Annotated in this window: 25 protein-coding genes; 15 read left to right on the top strand and 10 right to left on the bottom strand. The window is 35.4% G+C overall.

From position 1 onward, the window contains the following. Nucleotides 1–41: 41 nt before the first annotated feature. Nucleotides 42–2,825 (bottom strand): cation-translocating P-type ATPase, encoded by a 2,784-nt coding sequence (locus FD31_RS00740; protein ID WP_057890902.1) that lies wholly within the window; start codon nucleotides 2,823–2,825, stop codon nucleotides 42–44. A gap of 333 nt (nucleotides 2,826–3,158) precedes the next feature. On the opposite strand from FD31_RS00740, the gene FD31_RS00735 reads away from it, so the two are divergent. Next, nucleotides 3,159–3,980 (top strand): Cof-type HAD-IIB family hydrolase, encoded by an 822-nt coding sequence (locus FD31_RS00735; protein WP_057890844.1) that lies wholly within the window; start codon nucleotides 3,159–3,161, stop codon nucleotides 3,978–3,980. A gap of 168 nt (nucleotides 3,981–4,148) precedes the next feature. On the opposite strand, the gene FD31_RS00730 is transcribed toward FD31_RS00735, so the two are convergent. After that, nucleotides 4,149–5,357, bottom strand: coding sequence for an NADH:flavin oxidoreductase/NADH oxidase family protein (locus FD31_RS00730; RefSeq protein ID WP_057890843.1), 1,209 nt, complete (start codon nucleotides 5,355–5,357; stop codon nucleotides 4,149–4,151). 67 nt (nucleotides 5,358–5,424) lie between these two features. Beyond that, nucleotides 5,425–5,733, bottom strand: coding sequence for an ArsR/SmtB family transcription factor (locus tag FD31_RS00725; protein ID WP_057890842.1), 309 nt, complete (start codon nucleotides 5,731–5,733; stop codon nucleotides 5,425–5,427). Nucleotides 5,734–5,900: 167 nt separating this feature from the next. Between FD31_RS00725 and FD31_RS00720 the strand changes: the two genes are divergently transcribed. The 3 genes from FD31_RS00720 (at nucleotide 5,901) to FD31_RS00710 (ending at nucleotide 8,733) form a co-directional block, all read left to right on the top strand. Continuing rightward, nucleotides 5,901–6,215 carry a bacteriocin immunity family protein gene (locus FD31_RS00720; RefSeq protein ID WP_057890841.1) on the top strand — a complete coding sequence of 105 codons (315 nt, stop codon included), beginning with the start codon at nucleotides 5,901–5,903 and terminating at the stop codon, nucleotides 6,213–6,215. Nucleotides 6,216–6,422: 207 nt separating this feature from the next. Further along, complete coding sequence (locus tag FD31_RS00715) at nucleotides 6,423–7,331, top strand: helix-turn-helix transcriptional regulator (protein ID WP_057890840.1); 909 nt, start codon at nucleotides 6,423–6,425, stop codon at nucleotides 7,329–7,331. A gap of 49 nt (nucleotides 7,332–7,380) precedes the next feature. Continuing rightward, nucleotides 7,381–8,733 (top strand): MATE family efflux transporter, encoded by a 1,353-nt coding sequence (locus FD31_RS00710; RefSeq protein WP_057890839.1) that lies wholly within the window; start codon nucleotides 7,381–7,383, stop codon nucleotides 8,731–8,733. 68 nt (nucleotides 8,734–8,801) lie between these two features. Here FD31_RS00710 and FD31_RS00705 read toward each other — a convergent pair whose 3' ends face one another. Beyond that, a complete protein-coding gene (locus FD31_RS00705; protein ID WP_057890838.1) occupies nucleotides 8,802–9,356 on the bottom strand; it encodes a TetR/AcrR family transcriptional regulator in 555 nt (184 codons plus the stop codon). Between the two features lie 104 nt (nucleotides 9,357–9,460). On the opposite strand from FD31_RS00705, the gene FD31_RS00700 reads away from it, so the two are divergent. Together FD31_RS00700 and FD31_RS00695 are read left to right on the top strand one after the other, a co-directional pair. Continuing rightward, nucleotides 9,461–10,117 carry an HXXEE domain-containing protein gene (locus FD31_RS00700; RefSeq protein WP_057890837.1) on the top strand — a complete coding sequence of 219 codons (657 nt, stop codon included), beginning with the start codon at nucleotides 9,461–9,463 and terminating at the stop codon, nucleotides 10,115–10,117. A gap of 16 nt (nucleotides 10,118–10,133) precedes the next feature. After that, on the top strand, nucleotides 10,134–10,802 hold the full coding sequence (locus tag FD31_RS00695) for an HXXEE domain-containing protein (RefSeq protein WP_057890836.1): 669 nt from the start codon (nucleotides 10,134–10,136) through the stop codon (nucleotides 10,800–10,802). A 217-nt stretch (nucleotides 10,803–11,019) separates the two neighbouring features. Here the strand turns inward: FD31_RS00695 and FD31_RS00690 are convergent, their stop codons facing one another. From FD31_RS00690 to FD31_RS00675, 4 genes are all read right to left on the bottom strand, one after another. Next, on the bottom strand, nucleotides 11,020–11,439 hold the full coding sequence (locus FD31_RS00690) for a MarR family winged helix-turn-helix transcriptional regulator (protein ID WP_057890835.1): 420 nt from the start codon (nucleotides 11,437–11,439) through the stop codon (nucleotides 11,020–11,022). Between the two features lie 8 nt (nucleotides 11,440–11,447). Continuing rightward, the gene (locus FD31_RS00685; protein WP_057890834.1) at nucleotides 11,448–11,855 is read right to left on the bottom strand and encodes a Rossmann-fold NAD(P)-binding domain-containing protein; all 408 of its coding nucleotides are present in this window, start codon (nucleotides 11,853–11,855) and stop codon (nucleotides 11,448–11,450) included. A gap of 450 nt (nucleotides 11,856–12,305) precedes the next feature. After that, nucleotides 12,306–13,319, bottom strand: coding sequence for an alpha/beta hydrolase (locus FD31_RS00680; protein ID WP_201782106.1), 1,014 nt, complete (start codon nucleotides 13,317–13,319; stop codon nucleotides 12,306–12,308). A 125-nt stretch (nucleotides 13,320–13,444) separates the two neighbouring features. Continuing rightward, complete coding sequence (locus FD31_RS00675) at nucleotides 13,445–14,317, bottom strand: LysR family transcriptional regulator (protein ID WP_057890833.1); 873 nt, start codon at nucleotides 14,315–14,317, stop codon at nucleotides 13,445–13,447. A gap of 118 nt (nucleotides 14,318–14,435) precedes the next feature. Between FD31_RS00675 and FD31_RS00670 the strand changes: the two genes are divergently transcribed. The 4 genes from FD31_RS00670 to FD31_RS00655 are packed head-to-tail and all read left to right on the top strand — an operon-like array spanning nucleotide 14,436 to nucleotide 17,410. Beyond that, entirely contained in the window at nucleotides 14,436–14,828 is a 393-nt protein-coding gene (locus FD31_RS00670) for a DUF2255 family protein (protein ID WP_235805315.1), read from the top strand. A gap of 18 nt (nucleotides 14,829–14,846) precedes the next feature. Further along, a complete protein-coding gene (locus tag FD31_RS00665) occupies nucleotides 14,847–15,488 on the top strand; it encodes an NAD(P)H-binding protein (RefSeq protein ID WP_057890831.1) in 642 nt (213 codons plus the stop codon). 15 nt (nucleotides 15,489–15,503) lie between these two features. Next, complete coding sequence (locus FD31_RS00660; protein ID WP_057890830.1) at nucleotides 15,504–16,355, top strand: aldo/keto reductase; 852 nt, start codon at nucleotides 15,504–15,506, stop codon at nucleotides 16,353–16,355. A gap of 11 nt (nucleotides 16,356–16,366) precedes the next feature. After that, the gene (locus FD31_RS00655; protein WP_147007269.1) at nucleotides 16,367–17,410 is read left to right on the top strand and encodes an NAD(P)-dependent alcohol dehydrogenase; all 1,044 of its coding nucleotides are present in this window, start codon (nucleotides 16,367–16,369) and stop codon (nucleotides 17,408–17,410) included. 462 nt (nucleotides 17,411–17,872) lie between these two features. Here the strand turns inward: FD31_RS00655 and FD31_RS00650 are convergent, their stop codons facing one another. Then, nucleotides 17,873–18,625, bottom strand: coding sequence for an SDR family NAD(P)-dependent oxidoreductase (locus FD31_RS00650; protein ID WP_057890828.1), 753 nt, complete (start codon nucleotides 18,623–18,625; stop codon nucleotides 17,873–17,875). 203 nt (nucleotides 18,626–18,828) lie between these two features. Beyond that, entirely contained in the window at nucleotides 18,829–19,719 is an 891-nt protein-coding gene (locus FD31_RS00645) for a LysR family transcriptional regulator (protein WP_057890827.1), read from the bottom strand. A gap of 191 nt (nucleotides 19,720–19,910) precedes the next feature. Here FD31_RS00645 and FD31_RS00640 point away from each other — a divergent pair, with 191 nt between their 5' ends. The 5 genes from FD31_RS00640 (at nucleotide 19,911) to FD31_RS00620 (ending at nucleotide 25,068) form a co-directional block, all read left to right on the top strand. Further along, nucleotides 19,911–20,798, top strand: coding sequence for an aldo/keto reductase (locus FD31_RS00640; protein ID WP_235805314.1), 888 nt, complete (start codon nucleotides 19,911–19,913; stop codon nucleotides 20,796–20,798). A 1-nt stretch (nucleotide 20,799) separates the two neighbouring features. Beyond that, nucleotides 20,800–21,441: an NAD(P)-dependent oxidoreductase gene (locus FD31_RS00635; RefSeq protein ID WP_057890826.1), complete on the top strand. Its 642-nt coding sequence runs from the start codon at nucleotides 20,800–20,802 to the stop codon at nucleotides 21,439–21,441. A 570-nt stretch (nucleotides 21,442–22,011) separates the two neighbouring features. Continuing rightward, entirely contained in the window at nucleotides 22,012–22,383 is a 372-nt protein-coding gene (locus FD31_RS14545) for a cyclophilin-like fold protein (RefSeq protein WP_057890825.1), read from the top strand. Between the two features lie 13 nt (nucleotides 22,384–22,396). Beyond that, nucleotides 22,397–23,113 carry an SDR family NAD(P)-dependent oxidoreductase gene (locus FD31_RS00625; protein WP_083483541.1) on the top strand — a complete coding sequence of 239 codons (717 nt, stop codon included), beginning with the start codon at nucleotides 22,397–22,399 and terminating at the stop codon, nucleotides 23,111–23,113. A 32-nt stretch (nucleotides 23,114–23,145) separates the two neighbouring features. Next, on the top strand, nucleotides 23,146–25,068 hold the full coding sequence (locus tag FD31_RS00620) for a cation:proton antiporter (protein ID WP_057890824.1): 1,923 nt from the start codon (nucleotides 23,146–23,148) through the stop codon (nucleotides 25,066–25,068). The last annotated feature ends 52 nt before the right edge of the window (nucleotides 25,069–25,120 follow it).

Raw genomic sequence — 25,120 nt, 5'->3', positions numbered from 1 at the left:
GACTTAAACTTACTGATTACGGTAGGTTTAAGTCCTTTAATTTAAGCGTTTTGTTGGAATTTAATTCTAACAATTAATTTTCTCAATTCTTCGACTAAGAAAATTGGGATTGGTACGATAACTAGGAAAATCCAGTCTTTAACTTGTAATGGTGCAGTATTGAAGACGGATTGGATTCCTGGTGTGTAAACCAAAATCGCCAAGAGAGCAATTTCGAAAATAATTCCGGCCCAAATCCGATGGTTACTGAAGAGACCGAGTTTAAAGACTGATGTATATTTACTCCGACAATTCAATGCGGCAGCAATTTGACAGAAGATAATGGCTGCCAGTGTCATTGTTGTTGCTCGATTATACCCAATACCAGATGATAATAGCTTTTGTACAGGCCAACCATTTTGCATATTAACGAAGAAGTAAGCAAATGTTGAAACTGCTGAGGCAATGGCACCATACCAAGCAAAAGCAGTTAAAATCAAGTGTTTATCAAGCAAGTGAGAGTTACGTGAACGTGGAGCTTGATTCATGATACCTGGTTCAGGTTGTTCTGATCCTAAACCTAAGGCTGGTAACATATCAGTTCCTAAATCAACTACCAAAATTTGTAAAACAGTCAATGGTAGAGGAATTAAGCCACGGCTGAGTAGGAATAAGACTGATGGAATAGCTTCAGGAACGTTAGAATTGAAAATATATAATAGAAACTTTTGGATGTTGCTATAAACAGTCCGTCCTTCTTCAATTGCAGCAACGATTGAAGCAAAATTGTCATCGGTCAAAATCATATCGGCAGCATCTTTCGCAACGTCAGTTCCGGTGACACCCATAGCCACACCGATATTAGCTTTCTTTAAGGCTGGAGCATCGTTGACACCGTCACCAGTTGAGGCTACGATTTGACCCATTTTTTGTAATGTTGAAACGATTTTATACTTTTGTTCTGGGGCAACACGGGCAAAGATAATTTCACCTTTTAATGCTTCAGTTAGTGCTTGTGAGTTCATTTCATCTAATTCAGTACCGGTGACAACTCGAGCTTTATCACTAGTGATGCCGATTTTAACAGCAATTGATTTAGCTGTGATTTCACTGTCACCCGTAACCATAATAATTTTAATTTTAGCGTTGTGACATTTCTTGACGGCATCGTAAATTTCAGGACGTGGGGGATCAGCCATAACAGTTAAGCCAACAAAGGTTAAGTTCTGTTCAGTGTTTTCAATGGTCATTTTATCAAGCTGTTCTGGACCAGTGTAAGGGATAGTTTGATAGGCAAAAGACAATGACCGTAATCCCTTAGTTGCATACATTCGGTTAGCTTGACTGATAGCTTTTTTATCATCAGCAGTTATTTGACGAACATTGCCATGATCTTGAATTGTAGTACATTGTTTTAATAAATCACTCAAAGAACCCTTAACGGCAACTAAAAGTTGGTTACCTTGTTGATGAATAGTCGTCATACGTTTACGGTCTGAATCAAAAGGCAATTCCTTTAAACGGGGACTATTCTTTAAGGATTCTTCAATTGGAAAACCAGCTTTTTGTGCCAAAATAATTAGAGCTGCTTCGGTTGGTGTACCTAGAATTTTTGGCTTATTAGTATCTTTAGCATATTCAACCGAAGTATCATTATTGAAACCAGCAATCGTTAAAAGTTGTTTTAAATCTGGATCGGTTTGATAGTCGATATCTTGCTGATGCTTTTGGATTTTTCCATTGTTGACGTAACCTTGACCAGAAACTGTGTAAATACCAGAAGGTAGCCAAATATGGTTAACGGTCATTTGATTTTGTGTTAAAGTACCAGTTTTATCTGAACAAATGACGGTCGTTTCACCCAAAGTTTCGACACTATTCAAATCTTTGACTAGGGCGTGTTTCTTAGCCATCCGTTGGACACCTTGTGCCAATGACAAAGTGACAGTTGGTAATAGTCCTTCGGGAATAAAGGCAACAATCATGCCGAGAGCAAAGATAAATGATTGAGCAACGGGATGATGAACAACAAGAATAGCAGCCACAAAGAAGGCCAGACCAATTCCCATTGCAATCAAGGATATCTGTTTAGTTAAACGATTTAATTCATTTTGGAGAGGACTGACTTCCTTATTTTGTTTCTGTGTCAAAGAAGCAATTTTACCAAACTCAGTCTTCATACCAGTAGCAATGGTAACAGCTTTGCCGTCACCAGCACCAACAGTGGTACCAGCATAGACTAAATTTGATTCGGAAAATTTTCCTTCACCAGATAAAAATTTAACATTTTTTGATTCAGGAACTGTTTCACCTGTTAAAGCTGATTGGTCAACTTGAACAGAAGTTGCTTCAAGTAGTCTGGCATCAACGGGGACTGAATTACCAGCTTGTAGTTCAAAGACATCCCCAGGAACTAATTCAGTGGCATTCAGTTGCTCAATTTTGCCATCACGATAGACTCGTGTGTATGTTGGTAACATAGCCATTAAAGAATCAGTGGCTTTAGCAGCTTTGTGTTCTTGCCAAAAACTGAAGATACCGTTAATGATATTAACGAGCCAAATAGCGATACCTAATTCCATTGACCCGGTTAACATTGCAATTAGACCACTTGCCCAAAGTAGAATAGCCATGAGACTAATAAAATTTTTCAGAAAAGCCTTAATTTGAGATTTCTGCTTACTATGGTTAATCGTATTTGGACCGTAGGTAGCTTGTCTCTTAGTGGCTTCAGTTTGTGTTAGTCCATTAGACGTTGTCCTTAGTTTGTTGAGTAATTGTTCAATCGGTTCAGTTGCATAATTTTCTTTTGTAGTTTGTGTATGAACTTCTTTCATATTTTTCACCATCTTTTTTGAAATTCTTCAATAGATCAATGAAAAGAGGTTTGAGTTAAGAAACTTTCATCACATTCATCAAAGTATATTATAGGTCTCATTAGTAATTATGAATAAGACAATTATAGTTATTTATTTTTAAATAATAATGTATGGTGCTAGTTAATTGTTTTGATGGGTAACAAATTGAAACGGAAATAAATAATCTTTAAGAAATACTTTTATCAAGCAGTTGGTACTGTTATTCATGTTAAAAAATCAGGTTATTATAGTGTTCAATTTTCTTAAAAAACAATTTTTATGATATTATGTAATAATGATTTTCAAGAGGATGTGGGTAATATGACTATTAAATTGGTTGCTTTTGACATGGATGGAACTTTTCTAAATGACAAGAACACATACAATCACCAACGTTTTGGTGAGATTTTACAAAAATTACGTGCTAGAGATATCCGCGTAGTTGCGGCCAGTGGTTCGCAATATCAGCGATTACTTGATCAATTTGCAGAATTTAATTCTGAAATGGATTTTGTTTCTCAAAATGGAGCTGCTGTTTATAGTAATGGTGAACCATTATTGATTCAAGCAATGCCAGAGGAAGCTGTTACAGCAACGCTGGATATTATTAATAATCAATTTCCGTCAACTGATATTGCGGAACATTTAGTTGTTGGTGTTAAGTCAGCTTATGTGGATCAGACAATTTCACAAGCTGCATTTGATTTAACATATCATTATTACAATCATTTACAACGTGTCGATAATTTACCAACTGTGACACCAAAGATTTTACAAGATCAAGTTACTAGTATTGGGGTGACATTTGCTAATCACGTTGACTTTAAATCCGTCATTACTAATTTGCGCCAAGCATTACCAGTTGGTTTGTCCAGTCAAACATCGGGCTACAATACTGAATTGATTAGTGAAAATTCAGTTAACAAGGCTGCAGGACTTCGTGAATTGCAAAATCGTTTTAATATTGCTGATGATGAAATTATGACTTTCGGTGACAATGAAAATGATTTGAGCATGTTGAAGTTGACTCCATATGGTTATGCCGTTGAAAATGCAACTGATAAAATCAAAAATTCAGTTAGTCACTATACTGAATCTAATAATGATGAAGGTGTACTCAACGTTTTGAGTCGCTTAGTCTAAAAAAGTGTGACAAAACATGGTTAGCTTTCGAGCATTAAGGCAAATAGCGCTAGTAATCCGATTTTGAATTGCTAGCGCTATTTGTTTTAAGCGGAAAAAGATATGTTTTGTTGCACGTTTATGCCGCATGTTTGGGGACAATAATAGTTTTGTCCCAAACTCGTTTTTTTAACCTCGTTGTGGTATAAATGCTGACAGACCCTGTCGTTTAACCGCAAATCCCAGTGAACTCCAGGCATTTTCAGTTATTTGAACGGGGAGTTGTTTAGCAACGCGGAACATTTGTTGTTGATAATAGCTTAATCCTACAAGTGAACCAACTTTTTTATCTAATCCTTTGAGACCAGTTGATAAGTGGTGTAATTGAATAGCAGTAAAGTTACCAACTTCAAATTGATTAGGTAAATCAGGAATCAGGACAATTGGTCGTGCTAAACCGATAAAATCAGCTTCGTTGTTTTCAATGGCTTTAGACATACCGTTGGCTGTACTGAATCCTCCGGTAACTGCCACGGGAGCTTTGACTGATTGTTTAACTTTTGCAGCGTAATCAATAAAGAAGGCACCTTTACCAATACCCTGAACAGTTGGTTTTTCATAATTTCCACCAGAAATTTCTATTAAATCTATTCCTAGTTGGTCCATCTTTTGAATTACTTTGAGTGAATCTTCTTCGGAAAAGCCCCCCGAACGTAAATCAGATGAGTTAATTTTTAGAGCAATCGGAAAGTCGGAGCCTAATTTTTCACGCATACCAGTGTAAATTTCGACTAAGAGACGCATGCGATTCTCAAGGCTACCACCGTACTCATCGACACGTTGGTTATCGTGAGGGGAGAGGAATTGACTCAATAAGTAGCCATGGGCGGCATGAATTTCAACTCCGGAGAAACCAGCTTCTTTTGCAACAACAGCAGCGTTAATGAATTTTTGAACGATTGTTTTGATCTCGTTGTTAGTCAATGCTCTAGGAGTATTAAAGGCAAAGCTGTTTGAGCCTTCCATAGGGACAGCACTAGCTGAAACAGGTTGTTTACTAATTGTCTTAGGTGATTGCTTACCAGGATGATTTAATTGCATAAAAATCTTAGCCCCGTTTTGAGTTCCAGCTTTAGCCCATTGTTTCAATAGTTCTATGTTTTGAGTGTCTTCAACAACGACATTGCCAAATTCTCCACGAGCGGTTTGATCAACCATTACATTACCGGTGATGATTAAACCAGTCCCACCATCAGCCCAGACTTTGTAAAGGTTAATTAGTTCTGCGGTGGGGCGATAGTTTTTGTCACCCATAGTTTCACTAGTTGCGGCTTTCATAAAACGGTTTTTGATGGTCGTTCCATTTGGTAGTTGTAGTTCTTCTAAAATGTTTGTCATAATTTATAATTCCTTCCGGTTGATAGGTTTAAACGCTTGAACATATGCTGCAAAAAATAATTTCATCTTAATTAGATGAAATGCTTTTTTCTAGTGCTGTGGTTAATTCTTTTAGTAATTGGACGGTGTCATCCAGTGCAACTTGATAAAAACGTTCTTTACCGACTTTATTGACGGTGATGACGTGTGCATCAAGCATCAGTTTTAGATGATGTGAAACAGCTGGACGGGAAAGTTCTAACTGATCTGTAATTTGATTTACAGTCATTTCCTTATGCTTGCACAGTAGTAGAATGATTTTTTGACGATTCTCATCTTGAAAGATTGAGAAAATCGGCATGCCACGTTTAAAGATTGCCATTACTTCTTCAGCCATAAATTTTCTCCAATGCGTTTAAAGGTTTAAACGTATTATATTTAGTTCTGGAATGAATGTCAATAATGAATTTAATTGAGGAATAAAAATCCCCCATTTAAGATATTTTATAGCTTAAGAAGTGCAAATTATCTATACTTACTATAGATTCGAAGGGAGATTACACCATGGGAGAAAATCTGGAAACGGAAACATTTCAAATAATTGATTCAATGTATAACCGCCTATATAAAGATAAAAAGGATCAACAAATATTGACCATATTATTAAAGGCAGCCGCCGCTTTAAATAAGAACGTTCCGCCACAGATTGTTGCTACTAAAACAGTCAATGGTTTTAGCTTATATATTTTGACACATATGGATGAAAATTTTGGACCAGAAGTTGACCAAGGTATTTCAGAGTTAACAAGAATTGCACGTTTAGCTGGGTATAAGTGGAACAGTATGGGCTTGGGAGATTTGCGAGTTCAATTTGAATAACATGAATTTGGAAGTAAAATAATACTTTAGATAAGTAAGAGAGTGATGACCAATATTTTGGTTTTCACTCTCTTTTAAATGTTAAGAAATTTGCATTTAACGATGGTATTATACAGAAATTAGATTGTGATTTAGATATTTTCTTAGTAAACACGACATATAGTTGTCATGTTTACTTTGATAGTCTAATCCAGTGAGGACGTTTATATGAAAATTGATAGATTAATTGGTATCCTTTCAATTCTTTTACAAAAAGATAAAGTAACTGCTCCAGAGTTGGCAGCTAAATTTGAAGTGTCAAAACGAACGATTAACCGTGACATTGATGTTTTGGAACATGCCGGGATTCCCTTATTTACTACTCGTGGAGCCGGTGGTGGCATCTCAATTATGCAAGGTTATCGGATGGAACGTACGTTGTTAACTTCAAAGGATATGCAAAGCGTGTTGGCGGGTCTTCGGAGTTTAGATAGTGTGAGCGGTAGTCACTATTATGAACAGCTGATGGAAAAGATTCAAATTGGATCGACAGAAGTCATGAAGGGTCGGGACTACATGTTGATTGATTTATCGTCTTGGTATTATAAGCGACTAACACCGCAGATTAAAACTATCCAAGATGCCATCGAACAACATCATTTACTTTCGTTTACGTATGTATCGCAATCACATGAAGGTCTAAGAAAAGTCGAACCGTATTTCTTAGTATTCAAATGGTCCAATTGGTATTTATGGGGTTGGAGTATTGATGACAATGATTGTCGGCTTTACAAATTACAGCGAATGACCGATATGCATATGTTAGCTCATACTTTTATACCACGTGATGTGCCGATGCCAATCATGAAACCGATGCAATCTCATCAAACTTCAGTACAATTTACGGCGTTGTTTGATCCGATAGTTAAGTGGAGGGTAGTGGATGAATTTAGTCCAAAACAACTTCAAGTAATGGACGATGGGCATTTGCTTTTGGAAGGTAATTATAGTGATATACCAAGTTTAGTCCAATGGCTGTTATCTTTTGGTAATCAGGCAGAATTATTAAAACCAAAAGAAGCACGTGAATCATTATTGTCAATTGCACAACAAATTGCTCAAAAGTATCAATTGTAATTTTATATAAACGCCTTTAATGCTTGGGATTAGAGGAGAATCAAGAATCATGAAACAAAATCAACACACTAATTTAGGACAGGATAATTTATTTCCTCTTGTTTTGAAACTGGCAATTCCGACTATGTTAGCCCAATTTGTTAATGTTTTGTATAGCGTAGTGGATCGCATGTTCATTGGTCATATTCCGGTAATTGGGACAGATGCTTTAGCTGGAGTAGGAATTTGTGGACCAATAATTGCGGTTTTATATGCCTTTTGTTATTTAGTCGGACAGGGTGGTACTCCAATTATGGCAATGGCATTAGGCGCTGGAAATTCCAAAAAAGCCGAAGCAGTTATTGCAAATTGCTTTCGGCTTTTAATTGGAATTGGGTTAGGGTTAACAATAATTTTTCTGTTGTTACGAGAAAAGTTACTGTGGTGGTTTGGTGCCAGTGCGGCAATTTACCCTTATGCAAAAACGTTTTTAACAATTTATTTATGCGGAACTGTTTTTGCACTTTTGTCTGGAGGAATGAATAGTTTCTTAATTGCTCAAGGCCATGCTGGATTAGGTGTTGGTACAGTATTAACAGGGACAGTACTGAATATTTTATTAGACCCCTTACTTATTTTTGGTTTGCACCTAGGTGTTGCAGGAGCGGCAATAGCAACAATTATTTCACAGGCTATTTCAGCAGGATTTGCGATGATATGTTTGAAAAAAATGCCTCTAGAGGCCAAACTGCATTGGGGTAAAATTGATTTAAATCTTTGTCGTAAAATACTCCGGTTAGGATTAGCACCTTTTTTAACTTATGCTTTAGATAGCGGGTTGTTAATTCTTCTGAATACGGTATTGCAACGGACTGGTGGACCAACAGAAGGAAATATGTTAGTTACTTGTGCAACTATTATTCAGAGTTATATGTTATTAATAACTTCGCCATTAAGCGGAATTACAATGGGATGTCAAGGTATTGTAAGTTTTAACTTAGGTGCCAAGCAATATGATCGTGTTAAAAAAGCCTTATGGTCAGTCTTCGCAGTCTGTTTTGCTTTTTGTTCATTGATGTTAATAGTGAGTTTGACAGCTACGCCATTATTTGTACGGCTGTTCACTCCGGATAAAGCTTTACTTGCAAGATCAATTCCGTATATAAAACTTTATTCAGCAGGAGTTTTGTTTATGGCTGTGCAGTGGACTGTGACAGATATGAGTATTGCAATGGAACAAACTAAGATAGCTTTAAGTTGTTCGCTCTTACGAAAGGGTTTATACGTGTTAGGAGTTTTATTGTTTCCAATCTTATTTCAGCCAGATATGGCATTTGCGGCTCAACCATTCTGCGATGTTATTGCTGCAATTGTTTCGGGAATCGTTTTTTTACGAGTTGTGCCAAAATACTTATATCAATAAAGAAGAATGCATAAATGAACTCTGAATTTGGATTAATTATCCGATTCGGAGTTCATTTTTTAGATACATCAATTATTGTTTAAATGCTGACGAATTGCAGTAGCAATTTTGACCATTGCTTGAGGTGATTCATTAGCACCTTGTTGAATCCAGTGTCGCAACATCGCAAACATTCCACCTAAAGCAAATTGTTGAAAATAGTCAGCGTCTGCCATGGAAATATTACTTAATTGACTGGAAACTAAATTATTACTCCAGGATTCTTCTAATAAGTAGAGTCGATCGTTATCAGCTAATTGGAGTAAAAAATTTTGATGTTGTTTCCAAAATAAAAAGAATATTTGAACAGTTTCCTCAAAAGATTGGCTGGGTGATTGGTTGTGATACTGATATAAATTTAAAGTTAATTCATCAATTTTTTGTTCTAAAACATCATCAAGCGTTGAAAAATGACGATAAAAGGTTCGTCTTGCATAGCCAGCACGCATAACAACATCTCCAACACTAATTTTGGTTAAAGGCTTATTGTTCATTAATTGAATAAGTGCAATAACTAAATCTTGTTTGGTTTGATTAGTTTGTGCGGTACGAATATGTTTTTTAACTGTCTCATTTTTATTCATATGTGCAGGTTATCCTCCTAAGTCTAGAGTTTGTCTAATATCTTGACTATAATTTGAATCAATAAATGTTTCAAGTGTGACAGTTATTTTAGGAGGAAAACATTATGATGATTTTTCGAAATTATTGGTTTCGTATCGGTGGAATTTTATTGGCACTGATTACTTTGGATTTGATTTTTAGGCAACCTCAATTGACAAAGGTACAGTGTTTACTAATTTTCAATTTTATGGCTTTGCTGGCTCATCAACTTGAAGAATACCAGTTACCGGGAGGAGCACCGCTAGTTATTAATCGAGTGATTTACGATGAACATGAGCTAACTGATCGTTATCCAGGCAATATGCAATCAATTATGATTGTAAATACAAGTGCTTGGATTATATATGTACTAGCAATTGCTTTTCCCGGGGTTTACTGGCTCGGATTGGGTGTTATTTTGTTCAGTCTATTTCAAGTTCTAGGTCATGTTTTTCAGATGAATCTGAAGTTACACACTTGGTATAATCCAGGAATGGCAACAACAATATGCTTATTTATACCCATTGGCGTTAACTATATTCGATTTGTGATGAAGAATAATTTAGTTACCGGATGGAATTGGGCAACAGCGGTTATTGTTCTGATGGCATGTATTTTGTTAACTATTGTTTTACCAGTACAAGCACTCAAAAATAAGCAAACTTCATATCGAATACCTAATTGGCAAATTAAAAGATTTCATGAAGTATGCCGGTTTGCACATGTAGGACGTTTGAAATAAAGTGAGGGAAAATATTATGGAAAGAATAGTTCGTCATTGGTATGAATTGGTAGTTTATATTGCTGGTGTATATGTTTTGATTTTAGGAATAGGAAAGTGGTCATTACAGCAAACGACATTGTTGTTAGGTTTGATTTTAATTCACCTGCACTTTTTTGAAGAATTTGGTTTTCCAGGCGGTTTCGCATGGGGTGGGATCAAAGTTGAGAAAGGCCGTGTTAGTGACGACGTTTCGGTTTGGCCATTAAATCAATTAAGTGCTTTGTGGGGCAATGAATGGTTTGCAATCTTGGTATATTTATTGCCATTATTTATTCCACAGTGGCATTGGTTAGCTTTGGCTGCAATTATTTTTGCATACGCTGAATTAATAATGCACTGGGTTATCTTTAACCTCGGATTACATAGTTGGTATAATCCAGGAAACTTTACGGCGTTATTATTGAGCGCTCTAGCAATTTGGTATTTGTGGCAAGCTGTTCCTATGAAAATATTCAATTGGGAGGATTTGATAATTGCTATTTTTTGGATTGCATTCAATTATTGGATGGCATTTAGATCATCAATTTTTAAATGGTTTAATTCACATACAAAATATACGTTTTCTTATGATGATGTAGCAAAAGCAACCCCCTATATGACCAAATTTGAGGTTCATATAAATGACTTTAAAAATTTGCATTAAATGTCATTTGCTAAATAATTCATTCACTTTTTTATAACAAACATGAATGATTGACAGTGGCAAAAAAGTTTCAACATTTGATATTGCTACAGCTTGAGTGGTTACTAAAGGAACAACCAATGGATAAAGAATTTTTAAATATGTTTTTTCTGTTTAAATCAAATAGGGCCATCCATCCAAAGAATTGGATCGATGGCTCTATTTGGTTCGTACGTTCTTATTCATCGATTATTGATGTCATTTTACGCATTAATTTGAGTAATTGTTCTAAATTATTATTACCCATGTCTTTAACAAACTCTGCGAAGGCCATGTCAAAAGCATCATTCGTCGCATTTAATTGGTGAGTACCTTCTTTAGTCAAAGTTAATGTTAAATTACGACGATTGTCAGGATCAATATCACGTGTGATTAAATTTTTCTTTTCCAACGAAGTAGTACCTTGAGAAACGGCAGCTTTTGTGAGACCTAATTCATTAGCAATTGTTACGGAATTTTTGCCGTCAACGATGCACTGCATAATCAGCAAGTCAGTTAAACTTAATACATCTTTTTTATTGTGTCCAAATTCAGTATTAATTACCTTTTTAAAATGGAAAATTGTTTTTAAATATTCTTCTTTTAGCTGGTTATTCATAGTTGCTCCTATTTGAGAATAGTTTCGTTATTAGAAATATTGGCGAGATCTAGGCTTTGTCGCCAAAGTTTATTTTGTGCGACTTTATTGTATGATGCTGGAGATGATTTGGTTTCTTTTCCACGATCAATATACTTGCCAGTAATACCTTGCCATTGGCTTCCAGTAACAGTTTCAGCTAGTTGTTTACCAGATGTTTCAGCACTTCCGTGACGACCAATTAAGTATGAAAAGGCGTTCATGGTTACTTTCATGATTCTGTTAGAGCCAGAATCGCCATTTAGATTAGTAGACGTCATCAGACCAGGATTGAATGCATTAACTGTGATATGCTTGTCAGTTTGTTCATTAATTTTTTCAGAAAAAATATAAGCGGCCATTAAATCGAGTAATTTAGATGTTGGATAACGAGACATGGAATTATCATCTTTTTGTGGATGTGCTAATTTATTGATATCAGTAAATTCTGGGGCAGGAAATGGGAAAATCTTTGGTGGATTATGTGTGTCACTAGAAACGAATACGATTCGTCCATTATCAACGACTGAGCTTAATAATAAGTTTGCCAGAAGGAAATGTCCTAGATAGTTTACTCAAAAAGTCGTTTCAAATCCTTCTTTAGTATAAGTTAAATTTGTAGGATTTAAACCTGCGTTACATATAAGCGCATATAGTGGTGGAAATTCGGAATTTTTGAACTCGTCAGCAAAATTACGAACTGAATTCCTTAGTTAAGTTATTTACAGTTTAGTACTTAACTATTTTTTTGTCAAGTAAAAAACTCTTTTTAATATAAACCCTTCTTGAAATAATTATGATTTCAAGAAGGGTTTTATATAAAGTTTAATTGTGGTGTTTATTCTAAATTACAAATTATTATTGAAAAAATCATTTAATTTGGCAAATGGAATTAAATCGGTTTTATCATATAAATCTACATGTCCAGCATTAGGCACTTTGTAAAGTTCTTTAGGTTCATTGGCAGCTTTATAAGCATCCTCACTAAACCCAAAGGAAATAGCTTTTTCACCAGCAATGAATAGTAATGGACGTGGTGAAACAGTTTCTAAGTCACTTAATGAGTAAAAGTTTAGCAATTTAGCAAAACTGGTTAATGTTGGGTGAGTAGTTGTTGCAGCGGCACCACGTTGTGTACGGTAGAAATCATAAAATTCTTTAGAGAAGGCATCAGAATTTTCATTGATTTCCTCTGGGGTTCCACTTGTATAAGCAATCGCTTGTCCAGCCATTTCTTGAGTACGTTGATTTGAAGCTTGGTCAACCATGGCAGTTTTACCCATAGCATCCCGTTGACCACGGGCAACTGCACCCATATCAGTTAAACTAACAGTAGCAATTGCTTTGAGTCGTGTATCAATTTTAGCCTCGTTTAAAGCAAAACTGCCAGAGGCACAAATACCAAGAACACCAATTTTGTCATTATCAACGTATTCTAATTTTGTGAAGTAATCTGCAGCGGCTGAGAAACTTTCCGAGTATAAGTCAGGGGCCATGGCATTTCGAGGAGAACCATCACTTTCACCCCAGAAAACTTGATCAAATGATAAAGTTACAAACCCATATTCAGCCATTTTAGTAGCGTACAGATTAGCTGATTGTTCTTTGACGGCACCATTTGGTGCACCGACCACGATCGCAGGGTGAGTTATCATTTTATTTAAATCTTTTGGTGTAAATAAATTGCCAGCAATTGACATGCCATAAAGATTCTTAAAAGTTACTGGAGTTTTGTCAAACTTGTCACTTGTATACCAATTATCAGCCCCATTACTTTGATCACCAGTAGGTAGGTCAGTATTTCTTGATTGAACATTTTTAATACCAGCAGGATATGTTGGTAAATCCTTTTCTTTATCCATAATATTCCTCTTTTGTTATTTGATAAATTCATTATAAAAAGGAAATCCTAAAATTACTAATACTTACAATCAATGGATTAGTATAACTACAAAACATACTCATTAAATTAATATAACGTAAAGTATCAATTAAGATCAGAAGTTATTTGTTTAAGAAATGCATCGGCAGCTAATGAAAGTCGAATGTCCTTTTGCCAAACTAAACTGGCTCCAGCTGTGTGTCGTGGTTCTAAGGGAATAAAATTTAAATCAGATTGATTGGTATTGATAATACCATCTAGGCAAAGTGCATATCCAACGCCAGCCGAAACTAGTAGAGAAGCGTTATACAGCAAGGTATAAGTTGCCACAATATTGAATTTGCGTTTACTTTCACCATACCAACTCTTTAATAAATTTAACATTCCTTTTTGACCGGAAATGATAATGTCATTGCCTTCGAGATCACTTAATGCTAAGTGGTCTTTTTTGGCAAGTGGTGAACTGTTAGGAACTAATAATCCCCAACGACTTTCACCTGGCAAACTTATAAAGTCATAATCACTTTTGTCAGCAGGTTCCATGACGACGCCAAAATCGTAAACTCCTGATTTCAATTGTGAACGGATTTCATCAGCATTAGTACTAACAATATTAGTCTGAATATGTGGATAGGATTTTCGTAAAGCGTGAATCGATTGAGCAACATTGATAAAACTACGAGCTTCAGCAGCACCGATAACGACTGAGCCAGTAATATCTTGATCTTCATGGATATTCTTCAGAGTTTTATCAGTTAATGATAAGATCTGATTCACTTGTGCTGAGAAGTATTCGCCACTGCTTGTCAATTCAATATTACGGCTACCACGTTCAAACAAAGTAACTCCTAATTCATCTTCTAAACTTTTCAGCTGACGAGATACGGCTGGTTGAGAAACGTGCAGTTGTTCAGCAGCACGGCTGATATTTCGTTCACGGACGACAGCTTGAAAGTATCTGAGTACACGTAATTCCATAATTACCTCCTATAACAAAAAAACATATATTTCAATTAAACCTAAGCATTAGACATGACACATGTCAAGCCTTAAGGTATTACTTGTGAACGACAGGGACTTAATGGAGGAATCAATTATGAAAGAAATCAAAACTTCAACTTTGAGTGATGAACAGATGGAACAATTTTCTCAGGCTGATGATTTAAGAATTTCACCATTTTACAGTGATGGAAAAACTTATGGAACACCAACATGGATCTGGTCAGTCGTCGTTGATAAAAAATTATATGTTCGAGCCTGGAATGGACAACAATCACGTTGGTATCGGTCAGCGGTGCAACAAAAAGCCGGTCGAATGCACTTAGCTGGTGGGAACTTTGAAATTAGTTTTAAACCAATTACTGATAGTCAGTTAATTAAGCAAATCGATCAAGCTTATAAGATTAAGTATGCGGACAGTGCCTATTTAGCACCCATGCTTCAGTCAGGACCACAAAGTTCAACTTTAAATATTGTACCTAGACAATAAAAAAGAAGGTTTTATTTTATGAAAAAAGTAATGATTGTTGGTGCTCATGGTGCCACAGCTCAAATTTTAACTAAGCGTCTTTTGAATGAAACAGATGATGAGTTGATTTTATTTTTGAGAAATGCGAAACGTTTAGATGAATATTCTGATAACAAACGTGTCACTTTGGTTGATGGGGATGTTTTGGAGACTACCGAATTAGCTAATGCTATGAAACCTGCTGACATTATATATTCAAATGTTGGCGGAACTAATTTAGCTGACCAAACAGAGAGTATTTTGGCAGCAATGAGACAAACGAATAAACAACGATTAATTTTTATCAGTGCCTTAGGTGCTCACCATGAATTATCTGGTAAATTTGGTCAATGGAATGAACAAGCGATTGCTGCATTTTTGCCAGGTTTTCGTAAATCGGCTCAATTATTGATTGATTCAGGAGTGATTTATACGGAAATTCGACCTTCATGGTTAACTAATAATGATGAAATTGATTATGAAGAAAAAAATTTAAATCAACCATTAACAGGGACAGAAGTATCACGAGCTAGTGTGGCTGATTTTGCTTTAAAGGTTATTAATAATCCTGAACAATATCAAAAAGCAAGTGTTGGTTTGAGTAAACCCAATACAAATGGTGATAAACCGAGTTGGATGTAGAAAGGAAGTTATTTAATGGGAACAATTAAGTTAAACAATGGTGTGGAAATGCCAGCTAAAGGTTATGGAGTATTTCAAATAACTGATTTAAAGCAATGTGAGACAAGTGTTATTGATGCATTAACAACTGGCTATCGCCTGTTAGATACCGCTGCAACGTATGGAAATGAAACTGCTGTTGGTAATGCGATTCAAAAGAGTGGCGTACCCCGTGATGAAATTTTTATTGCATCTAAAGTTTGGATTCAAGATGCTAGTTACGAGAAAACGAAGGTTTCCTTTGCCAAAACATTAGAAAATTTGCAAACAGATTATTTAGATTTATATCTAATTCATATGCCTTATGGTGATTATCATGGGGCTTGGCGTGCGATGGAAGAACTATATCAATCTGGAAAAATTAGAGCAATTGGTGTTTGCAATTTTGAAGCTAATCGTTTGGCAGATTTAATTTTGACACATGAAATAGTTCCAGCTATTAATCAAGTGGAAATGCATCCATTTTGGCAAGAAAAAGAATTACGTTCAGTTATGGATTGCTATGGAATTAGAACAATGGCTTGGGCACCTTTTGCAGAAGGTCGGCAAGGTATTTTCCATAATGAAATTTTTTCAACAATTGGAGCACAATATGGTAAAACACCAGCTCAAGTAGTTTTGCGTTGGTTATATCAGAGTCATATTATTGCGATTCCTAAGTCGGTTCATTTAGAACGGATTCAACAAAATTTTGATATTGATGATTTTGAATTATCGGACCAAGATATGATTCAAATCGAACATCTTGATCAAAAAAAGCCTTTGATTTTAAATATTCATGATTTGAATGAGGTTTATCGTTTACATGGAATTACATTTGAACAATAGGAGTGAATAAATTGGAAAAAGTTAAAGCTTTAGTAGCAGATCATTCAGCATTTGATTCATTTCATCATACAGTAATAACAAGACGTTCTTTACGACCAGATGATGTTGCGATTGATATAAAATATTGTGGTATTTGTCATTCGGATATTGCTCAAGTCGAAATGATAGATAATTTTCAACATCCAGTTGTGCCAGGACATGAAATTACAGGTATTGTGAGCGCTGTCGGTTCGGATGTTAAAGATCATAAAGTTGGCGACCGCGTTGGAGTAGGTTGTTTTGTAGATTCATGTGGTAAGTGTAAATATTGTAAAGCTGGTCAAGAACAATTTTGTGAAAAAGGTGTTGTTGCAGTATTCAATTCGCCTGATTATGAAGGTAACATCACTGCTGGAGGTTATTCACAATCGTTAGTTGTCAAAGATCACTTTGTTTTGGATATTCCGGATAAAATTGATTTAGCAGTTGCTAGTCCATTACTTTGTGCTGGTATTACAACCTATAATCCGTTAAAACGATATGGTGTTGGTAAAGGTTCTAAAGTAGCAATCGTTGGATTGGGTGGTTTAGGCCATATTGCAGTTCAGTTTGCCAGCAAGATGGGAGCAGAAGTTACCGTGCTGGGCCATTCAGAAAGCAAACGAAATGAGGCCAACCAATTTGGGGCAAACAGTTATGAGATTTTGAAAACTGATCATGATTTTGATCGGTTGGCTGGTAAATTTGATTTTATTTTGAATACTGTGGCAGTTAAATTGGATTTAGATAACTATCTCAAATTGTTGAATGTTAACGGTATCTTTTGTTTTGTTGGTTTAACAGCAGAGGAGCAGGAGTTTAATATTTTAAATATGTTTAATAAGCAAGCGACAATGACCGTTTCCAATGTCGGCGGAATTGCTATGACACAAGAAATGTTAAACTTTGCAGCTGAAAATGATGTTAAACCAATGATTGAAATGATTGGAATCAACGATGTTCCAGCCGCTTATCAACGGGTGATTGATAGTGACGTGCATTATCGGTTTGTGATTGATATGAGTACTTTGAATTAGAAAATAGGAACATGGTTAGTTTTAAAGCAAAAATCAGTAAGTTTCTTTCTCATACTTGGTTAGGGTATGATTGAAAAAAATAAGAGTGAATAAATCCTAGTAAAACTGGAATTTACTCACTCTTATTTGTCGTTCTTTTTAAAAGTAACTAAGTTTGAGAAAGAACCTCAGTAATCGAATGTAACACTATTCAATTGAAAATGTGTATACTTGTCTTAACTCATTTTCAATTTACGTAATATCTGTAGCACTAGCGTTTTTCGCGGTTTATTAAGTTTTGCTACTGGACAATCCAAGATTTTTGATTCAATAACCAGGCCAACGAAATTTGAACTGGAGAGGTATCATTTTATCTGCAATTTCTTGAATGAGATTAGTTAACTTTTGTGCTTTAATAATACCTTCACTTTAATACTTTAAAATGCGACTACGAAAGGTATTTTGTTTCTCTCTTGCTATAAATTAGGCTAGAAAGCCACCGTCTACTTTATAGTCCGCCGCTGTGACAAATTCGGCATCATCAGATGCTAAGAATGCTACGGCATTTGCAATATCAGCTGGTTGACCAAAGTGACCTAATAAGATATTTTTAGCAACACCATCGTGATGTGCTTTAGCTTCTTCAGGGGTTAGATCTGTTTTGTCATAAATTGGTGTTTCGATAGGTCCAACATTGACGGTGTTTACTCGAACATTATCGTGTGCCAATTCTTTAGCCCATGAAACGGTTAACGCCCGAACAGCAGCTTTACTTGCGGAATATACGGACATATTAGCCATTGGTCGATCAGCAACAGTCGAAGAAATATTGATGATGTTACTTTGGTTAACTTTTAATAACGGTAAAGCTGCCTGAGTCATGTAAATGATACCAAATACATTTATTTTGAAAGTTGTGGTGATCTCCTTATCTTTAACATCACTTAGGGGTGTGACGGGTGCGACACCAGCGTTATTGACAAGAATATCTAGATGACCGTAATTAGCTTTTATTTTGTCCATTAAAGCAGCCACGGATTCTTTAGAAGTGACATCTGTTACTTGGTAATTAATATTTGTATGTTGATTCGCTGAATCTTGTAAAGTTGCTTCAGTTCGTCCAATAATCGTAACTTGGGCACCTTCTTGGGCTAACTTTAACGCAATTTCTTTACCAATTCCTGAACCGCCACCGGTTACAACCGCAATTTTATTTTGTAATTTATTTGTAGTCATTATATGTTTCTCCTTAAATTTATGATTTGAAATATATCGTTTTGAACAAAGGTTATATTACTAGCAAATGCAAACTAATCGAAGCCCTCAAAAAGCTAAAGACTTATTAACCACTAGTTAATGCCATTCAGCAAAAATAATTTTTTGACAAAAAAGAGTGAAAATCGTAAACTGATTTTCACTCTTTTTTCGTGTGTGCCTTGTTAATTTAATTCATGACTAATAATGGAAACAAATCGTTTCATTTTATCAGACGGTTCCTTAGCGTAAATTAAGCCGTATGGTGATTCGTAGTCCCAATCAACTGGGATGGTCTTCATTAATGGATGCAGATTTTGCCAGATGTCACGTGTTAATAGTAGATTATTAGAATTTGCATATTCATTAAAGACATCTGTGTTATAAAAACGAGTTGTATTAATAATTGTGATTTTAGGGTGATTATTTTCTATATCCTGACAGATTTTTTCAATGATTGAGGCTTGGTCACGTGGTGGGAATACAATAGTTTCACCATCTAAATCGGCAAAAGTTAGTCGTTCTTTATCAGCCAATCGATGCGTTCGTGGGACGGCCAAACGGAATTTGTCCATACCTAATAGTAGAACACTGTAATTTTCTTGCCATTGTAAAGAATCAGATGGTCCGGCAACGCAGTCGATTTGAGTTCCAATCTCTGCTGATGGACTTTTCAAAGTAATATCATCATCGCTGATTGGAACCACTTGTAATTTATAGTCTTGTAGAGCGTCACTGTATTTACGCCAAATTTCAACTAGTGGCACACCTGGACGCATAATGGAAGCACCTACTTTAATAATTTCCTTTTCCTGTTGGCCCGCTGAACGAGCACTTTCAATGGCAGCATTAGCAGTAACGTTGATTTTAGTTACTGAATCAAAAAGACTCTGACCAGCTGCAGTCAGTGTGACTCCTTGGGTGGTTCTTTTGAAAAGTGGCACCTCTAACTGTATTTCTAGGTTGTTTATTTGTTTCATGACGGAAACTGGTGAAATAAATAATTGTTGGGATGCTTTTGAAAAACTACCACTTTGGGCAACTTGTAAAAAGGTCATATAAATTTGATTAATCATAGTACATTCTCCTAGCCATTAACTTAAAGTTAATGCAATTTAAACATTTTGGTCACTTCGCTGTCAATTAAATCGCTGATAAGATAGCTTTTGTTGAAACATTGATGTCGCATTTGATGCCAAGTAGTAATTAAATATATGACATGTTGACTCAATCTTTTAAGATACTTTATTTTTAGGAGGAAACAATAATGACAAATGTACCAATGGTAAAGTTAAATAACGGTATTGAAATGCCTCAAGAAGGATTAGGAGTTCTAGATGCAGGTAATTTCGATGAAGTTAAACAAGCCGTACTAGATGCTTTGGAAACGGGATATCGCATGATTGATACTGCCCAAGCCTATTACAACGAAGAGGCTGTAGGTGCTGTACTCAAAGAAAGTGGTATTGATCGTAGCGATGTGTTTGTTACTACCAAAGTTTGGATTAGTAATTATGGTTATGAAGCTGCAAAGGATTCTGTTGAGAAATCATTAAAGAAGTTACAAACGGATTACATTGATTTGGTCTTACTACATCAACCATATGGTGACTATTATGGTGCTTACCGAGCATTAGAAGATTTATATGAAGCGGGTAAGATTCGAGCAATCGGCGTTGCCAACTTTATGCCTGATCGATATGTTGATTTAGTCCAATTTAGTAAGGTTACACCCGCAATTAATCAAGTGGAAACGCATATATTTAATCAACAGTGGTCATTGCGTAAGTACTTAGATAAATACAATACCCAACTTGAATCCTGGGGACCATTTGCTGAAGGTAAAAATGATTTCTTTAAGAATGAAACTTTGAAAAACATTGGCTTGAAGTACGGTAAAACGGGGCCCCAAGTTGCATTAAGATATCTAACTCAAAACGGCGTCATTATTATTCCTAAGTCTGTTCATAAGGATAGAATGGCAGAAAATTTAAACATTTGTGACTTTGAATTGACCGATGAAGATTTAAAATCTGTTCGAGCTCTAGACAATGAGGAAACGTTATTTTTTAGTCCTCATAATCCTGAAACAGTGGAAATGTTTGCTAAATTTGTCAAAACTGGTGACTTTGATTTTCGGGAAGATGGTGAATAGAATGAGATTAGTTGTACTAGGAGCATATGGAAAATCTGGACAGGCAATTATTAATGCTGCCAGTGAACGTGGACATGAGGTTTTAGCGGTTGCTCACCGTCGGCACGATGATATTACACTGCCAACAAAGCATATTTTAATTAAGGATTTAATGGAACTAACGTTTGATGACATTGCCGGATATGATGCCGTCATTGATGCTGTCAGCGCTTGGACACCGTCAACATTTTCAGTACATACCGATGGTATTTCGCATTTGGCTAATTTGTTACGCACAACAAATACGCGTTATTTAAAAATTGGTGGTGCTGGAACGCTATATATTAACAAAATACATACTAAGCAACTTAAAGATCGTGAAAATTACCCAGCTGAAATGTTGCCATTAGCTGATGTTTTATGTGAAAGCTTGAATCGATTACGCTCGTATTCAGATTTAGCTTGGACCTATGTAACACCAGCATTCAATTATGATCCAGATGGTGTCGCTACTGGAAAATATCGTATTGATGGTGAAGAATTTCTAGATACTAGTGATGATGATAGTTATATCAGTTACATGGACTTCGCCACAGCATTGTTGGATATTATCGAATCAAAATCGTATATTCGTCAACGAATTACACTGGTGTCCTCAAGGTAGACAACAGGAGGTTTATTATCGGAATAGAAACGAATTGTTAATCGTATTCTGATTGTCGGTATTACATTATTGTATGAAATCTGGAATATTTTAAAATTATGGGTTGTTTGCTTAGGATGATGGGTTGTGATATAACTGTTTTTTTCTAAGCATGTAGCATAAACGTGGAACAAAACATAGCTTTTTCCGCTTAACTCAAATGGTTCCAGCAATTCAAAGTCGTGTTCTTTCTCAAACTTGGTTAGAATATGAATATCTTAAAAAACAAGAGTAAATAAATCCTCCGATTCCATAGGAACTTATTTACTCTTATTTTTTGTTCTTTTGTAAAAGTAACCAAATGTAAGAAAGAAATAAAATCAAATTACTGGAGCCGTTTGCCTTAATGCTCGAAAGCTGACCGTTTTTTGTCCCACTCTTAGGTTTTTTAATAGACTTTTGAGAGATTCGGAATCCCTTTTTTTACCTGTGCTTTACCCTGTAGTTAAAGCCCTCTTAGCATTTTGAGACCTTCGAAGGCATCAATTTAATTGTTAATATAGTTTTTGTAAAGTAATCGAGATAAGGAGGGTGATAATAACGTTAACTATTAAATTACAAAATAGACAAGAAGAATATCGCATTCAAATGGCCGCAAATATTCTTAGCCAGAGTTTTCTGAGACATTTACCAGAACAATTAGATTTATACGTAGGCGAGGATACACATTACTGGGGCTACTTGTCCAATAAATTAGAGTTTACACAAAGTCAACGATTGAAGGGTCTACCGGAACCTGGACTCTACTACGTGCCAAAGCTTCAGACTATAACCATTTATTATAGAAAAAGCCCTATTCCCGCACCTAACGATTTATATTTATTGGGAGAACCAGTGGATCAGTTAGAGGTATTAGCAACGCACGCCGATGAAGTGACTATTAGATGTAGTTTTAAAATTTAAGGAGGTTATCATTATGGCAAAAATTTTTGTTACGGGTTCAACTGATGGTTTAGGATTTTTAACAGCAAAACGTTTAATTAAAGAAGGTAATGAAGTTGTTTTACATGCACGAAATCAGCAGCGTGCTGAAGAGGTGAAACTTAAATTACCACAAGCTAAGAATGTTGTAATTGGTGATTTGAGCTCTCAAGTAGAGATTGAAAGCTTGGTAAAACAAATTAATGATTTGGGACCATTTGACACAATTATCCACAATGCTGGCGTATATACAGGAAATAAAAAGTTAACGTTTCAGGTGAATGTGTTAGCACCATATTTATTAACGGCTCTAGTTAAGAAACCTAAACGCTTAATTTACATTTCTTCTGGTATGCACTACGGTAGTTGCTTGGATTTAAAAAACTTATCTAACTTAGATTACTCGGGTTCGAAATTACAAATTTTGTTATTTGCAAAGTTGTTAGCACGTTTATGGTCAGATGTTACGACAACGGTTGTTGATCCGGGCTGGGTACCAACAAAAATGGGTGGCCCTGCTGCTAACGATGATTTAACGCTTGGATATACAACTCAAGTCTGGTTGGCGACACTTGATGATGCTGGTATCTCTGGGACATATTATCATCACATGAAACCAGATCGATATGATTCAAGAGTTGATAATCAGGCTACTCAAAATAAGTTTTTAATAGCTTTAGAGAAAATTACTGGAGTAAAACTACCACAATAATTTACGATTCATATTTATAAGAGGAGGGCATTATGCGGTTATTTTTTACGATTATGTTGTTATTGTTAGCTGTTATTCCGGCACAACTATTGTTTGATCGATTTAAACGAATACCATTGGCAGTCTATCAAATTTCATTGGGGTTTGGTCTATCATTCTTACCATTATTTTCTAACTTGAACATTGACCCAGAGGTGTTTTTACTAGTTATTATTTCAACGCTAATGTTCAGCGATAGTCGTAAATTAAACTTGGGTCGCTTTGCTTATTCTTTACGTTCCACACTATCGTTGGCTGTTAACCTAGTTTTTATGTCAATTTTAGTAGTGGGTACATTTGCACATGTTATTGTTCCAGAACTGACTTGGTTCGGTGGATTTATGATTGCAGCCATTTTATCGCCAACTGATGCCGTGGCTTATCAATCAATCACTGCAGGATTATCTTTACCTAACGAAGTAGATACCACACTTAAAAATGAGTCATTATTAAATGATGCAACGGGATTGGTAGCTTTCAATCTAACTGTATCAGCATTAATTACTGGTCATTTTTCTTTTTTTGGAGGATTGACCAGCTTCGGTTATGTATTTCTAGGTGGTATTATTCTGGGCTTACTACTGGGGTGGGGATTTATGACAATCCGTCGTTGGATGATTATGCATCATTCAGATACTAATATTGTGATTGTGCCATTTATTTTAGTAACTCCGTACATTGTTTATTTTATTGCAGAAGAATTGAATATGTCTGGAATTTTGGCGGTCGTTGCAGCTGGATTGTTACGAACCTGGGAACAAAGAAATTGGCAATTAAGTACAGCTCGGATTCAAAATAGTACTTATACTGTTGAAAATATGATTAGTTCTGTATTGAATGGTGTTGTCTTTATCATTTTAGGTATTAATTTGCTGACTATTTATCAATTAAGCACTACACTTCAAATAAATGTGATAATTATCGGTATTATCAGCATTAGTTTATATTTAGTACTTGCAATGGTTAGATTCACTTGGTTTTATATGAAGTCGAAAAATGATAATGATTGGCAAAAACGTTGTCAAAAAAGCTTACTTTCCAGCATTAATGGTGTCCATGGTACTGTTACATTAATGATGGCACTTTCAATTCCACAAGACCTACCAGGAGTATCAGTTTCTTTACGCTCAGCAATTGTATTAATCACAATTTTTGTGATTTTGTTAAGTATGATTGTTCCAATTATCTTTACTTCAAAAATAGTAAGAAATACTTCTATTTCGACCAAACCAAATAATAGGGATATCGAAATATGGAATGGATTGGTTGATAATACACTTCAAAATCTGAAATCTCAGAAATTACCAACAGTGATTTTTGATTTCTTGTATCCAATCATTGTTACTCAACGTCCAATGACTAAATTAAAGCAACGTGATTTAATGAATCTTTTTCAAGATACGCAAAATATTGAGCAGCAAGTCGTTAATACACTGATCAATCAAAAACTTGTGTCTACTAATATTGCTAAATATCATCAAAATATTATTGCTCGTGAAGTATTAAATCAGCAATTAACACCGTGGACATCTTTAATGTATTGGTTTCAAGTTATAAACCACCGTCAGTCTGTTTCAAATATAAAGTCAGAACAAAGTATTCTATATAAACAACGACAATTAATAGAATCGGTAAGCTATGAATTGATTATGGATTTTTTGAAGCAACAGGATACCAATTTACAATCTGTAACAGCTAATACATTAGCTAGAATTTATAGTACTCGTCATGATGAAACTTTGAATCTGGAAACTATCAATCAAGAACGTTTTTATATGTTGCAAATGTTTGCTAATGAAATTGAACAAGTTAGACAACTTTATTGGCAAAATGAGATTACATTAAGTGAAAGTCGAAAATTTATATATGATTTGAGTTTGCAGCAAACTATTTTTGTAGGTCGACATTTTGAATAGAAATGTCGATAAAAAATTTTTATATAAAGACTAGTGATTGTGAATTTTCAAT

The sequence above is a fragment of the Companilactobacillus nantensis DSM 16982 genome (assembly GCF_001435815.1).
Classification (GTDB): Bacteria; Bacillota; Bacilli; order Lactobacillales; family Lactobacillaceae; genus Companilactobacillus; species Companilactobacillus nantensis.
Note: the sequence above shows the minus strand (reverse complement) of the source record. Positions and strands in the feature narration are given on the sequence as shown.

Bases quoted from the DNA above. Each gene is read 5' to 3' on its own strand.
- FD31_RS00720 (WP_057890841.1), top strand. From the start codon at position 5,901: ATGGGAGAAAATCTGGAAACGGAAACATTTCAAATAATTGATTCAATG.
- FD31_RS00715 (WP_057890840.1), top strand. From the start codon at position 6,423: ATGAAAATTGATAGATTAATTGGTATCCTTTCAATTCTTTTACAAAAA.
- FD31_RS00705 (WP_057890838.1), bottom strand. From the start codon at position 9,356: ATGAATAAAAATGAGACAGTTAAAAAACATATTCGTACCGCACAAACT.
- FD31_RS00635 (WP_057890826.1), top strand. From the start codon at position 20,800: ATGAGATTAGTTGTACTAGGAGCATATGGAAAATCTGGACAGGCAATT.
- FD31_RS00640 (WP_235805314.1), top strand. From the start codon at position 19,911: ATGACAAATGTACCAATGGTAAAGTTAAATAACGGTATTGAAATGCCT.
- FD31_RS00690 (WP_057890835.1), bottom strand. From the start codon at position 11,439: ATGAATAACCAGCTAAAAGAAGAATATTTAAAAACAATTTTCCATTTT.
- FD31_RS00620 (WP_057890824.1), top strand. From the start codon at position 23,146: ATGCGGTTATTTTTTACGATTATGTTGTTATTGTTAGCTGTTATTCCG.
- FD31_RS00725 (WP_057890842.1), bottom strand. From the start codon at position 5,733: ATGGCTGAAGAAGTAATGGCAATCTTTAAACGTGGCATGCCGATTTTC.
- FD31_RS00675 (WP_057890833.1), bottom strand. From the start codon at position 14,317: ATGGAATTACGTGTACTCAGATACTTTCAAGCTGTCGTCCGTGAACGA.
- FD31_RS00665 (WP_057890831.1), top strand. From the start codon at position 14,847: ATGAAAAAAGTAATGATTGTTGGTGCTCATGGTGCCACAGCTCAAATT.
- FD31_RS00710 (WP_057890839.1), top strand. From the start codon at position 7,381: ATGAAACAAAATCAACACACTAATTTAGGACAGGATAATTTATTTCCT.
- FD31_RS00695 (WP_057890836.1), top strand. From the start codon at position 10,134: ATGGAAAGAATAGTTCGTCATTGGTATGAATTGGTAGTTTATATTGCT.
- FD31_RS00660 (WP_057890830.1), top strand. From the start codon at position 15,504: ATGGGAACAATTAAGTTAAACAATGGTGTGGAAATGCCAGCTAAAGGT.
- FD31_RS00730 (WP_057890843.1), bottom strand. From the start codon at position 5,357: ATGACAAACATTTTAGAAGAACTACAACTACCAAATGGAACGACCATC.
- FD31_RS00700 (WP_057890837.1), top strand. From the start codon at position 9,461: ATGATGATTTTTCGAAATTATTGGTTTCGTATCGGTGGAATTTTATTG.
- FD31_RS00680 (WP_201782106.1), bottom strand. From the start codon at position 13,319: ATGGATAAAGAAAAGGATTTACCAACATATCCTGCTGGTATTAAAAAT.
- FD31_RS00625 (WP_083483541.1), top strand. From the start codon at position 22,397: ATGGCAAAAATTTTTGTTACGGGTTCAACTGATGGTTTAGGATTTTTA.
- FD31_RS00735 (WP_057890844.1), top strand. From the start codon at position 3,159: ATGACTATTAAATTGGTTGCTTTTGACATGGATGGAACTTTTCTAAAT.
- FD31_RS00670 (WP_235805315.1), top strand. From the start codon at position 14,436: ATGAAAGAAATCAAAACTTCAACTTTGAGTGATGAACAGATGGAACAA.
- FD31_RS00685 (WP_057890834.1), bottom strand. From the start codon at position 11,855: ATGTCTCGTTATCCAACATCTAAATTACTCGATTTAATGGCCGCTTAT.
- FD31_RS00645 (WP_057890827.1), bottom strand. From the start codon at position 19,719: ATGATTAATCAAATTTATATGACCTTTTTACAAGTTGCCCAAAGTGGT.
- FD31_RS00650 (WP_057890828.1), bottom strand. From the start codon at position 18,625: ATGACTACAAATAAATTACAAAATAAAATTGCGGTTGTAACCGGTGGC.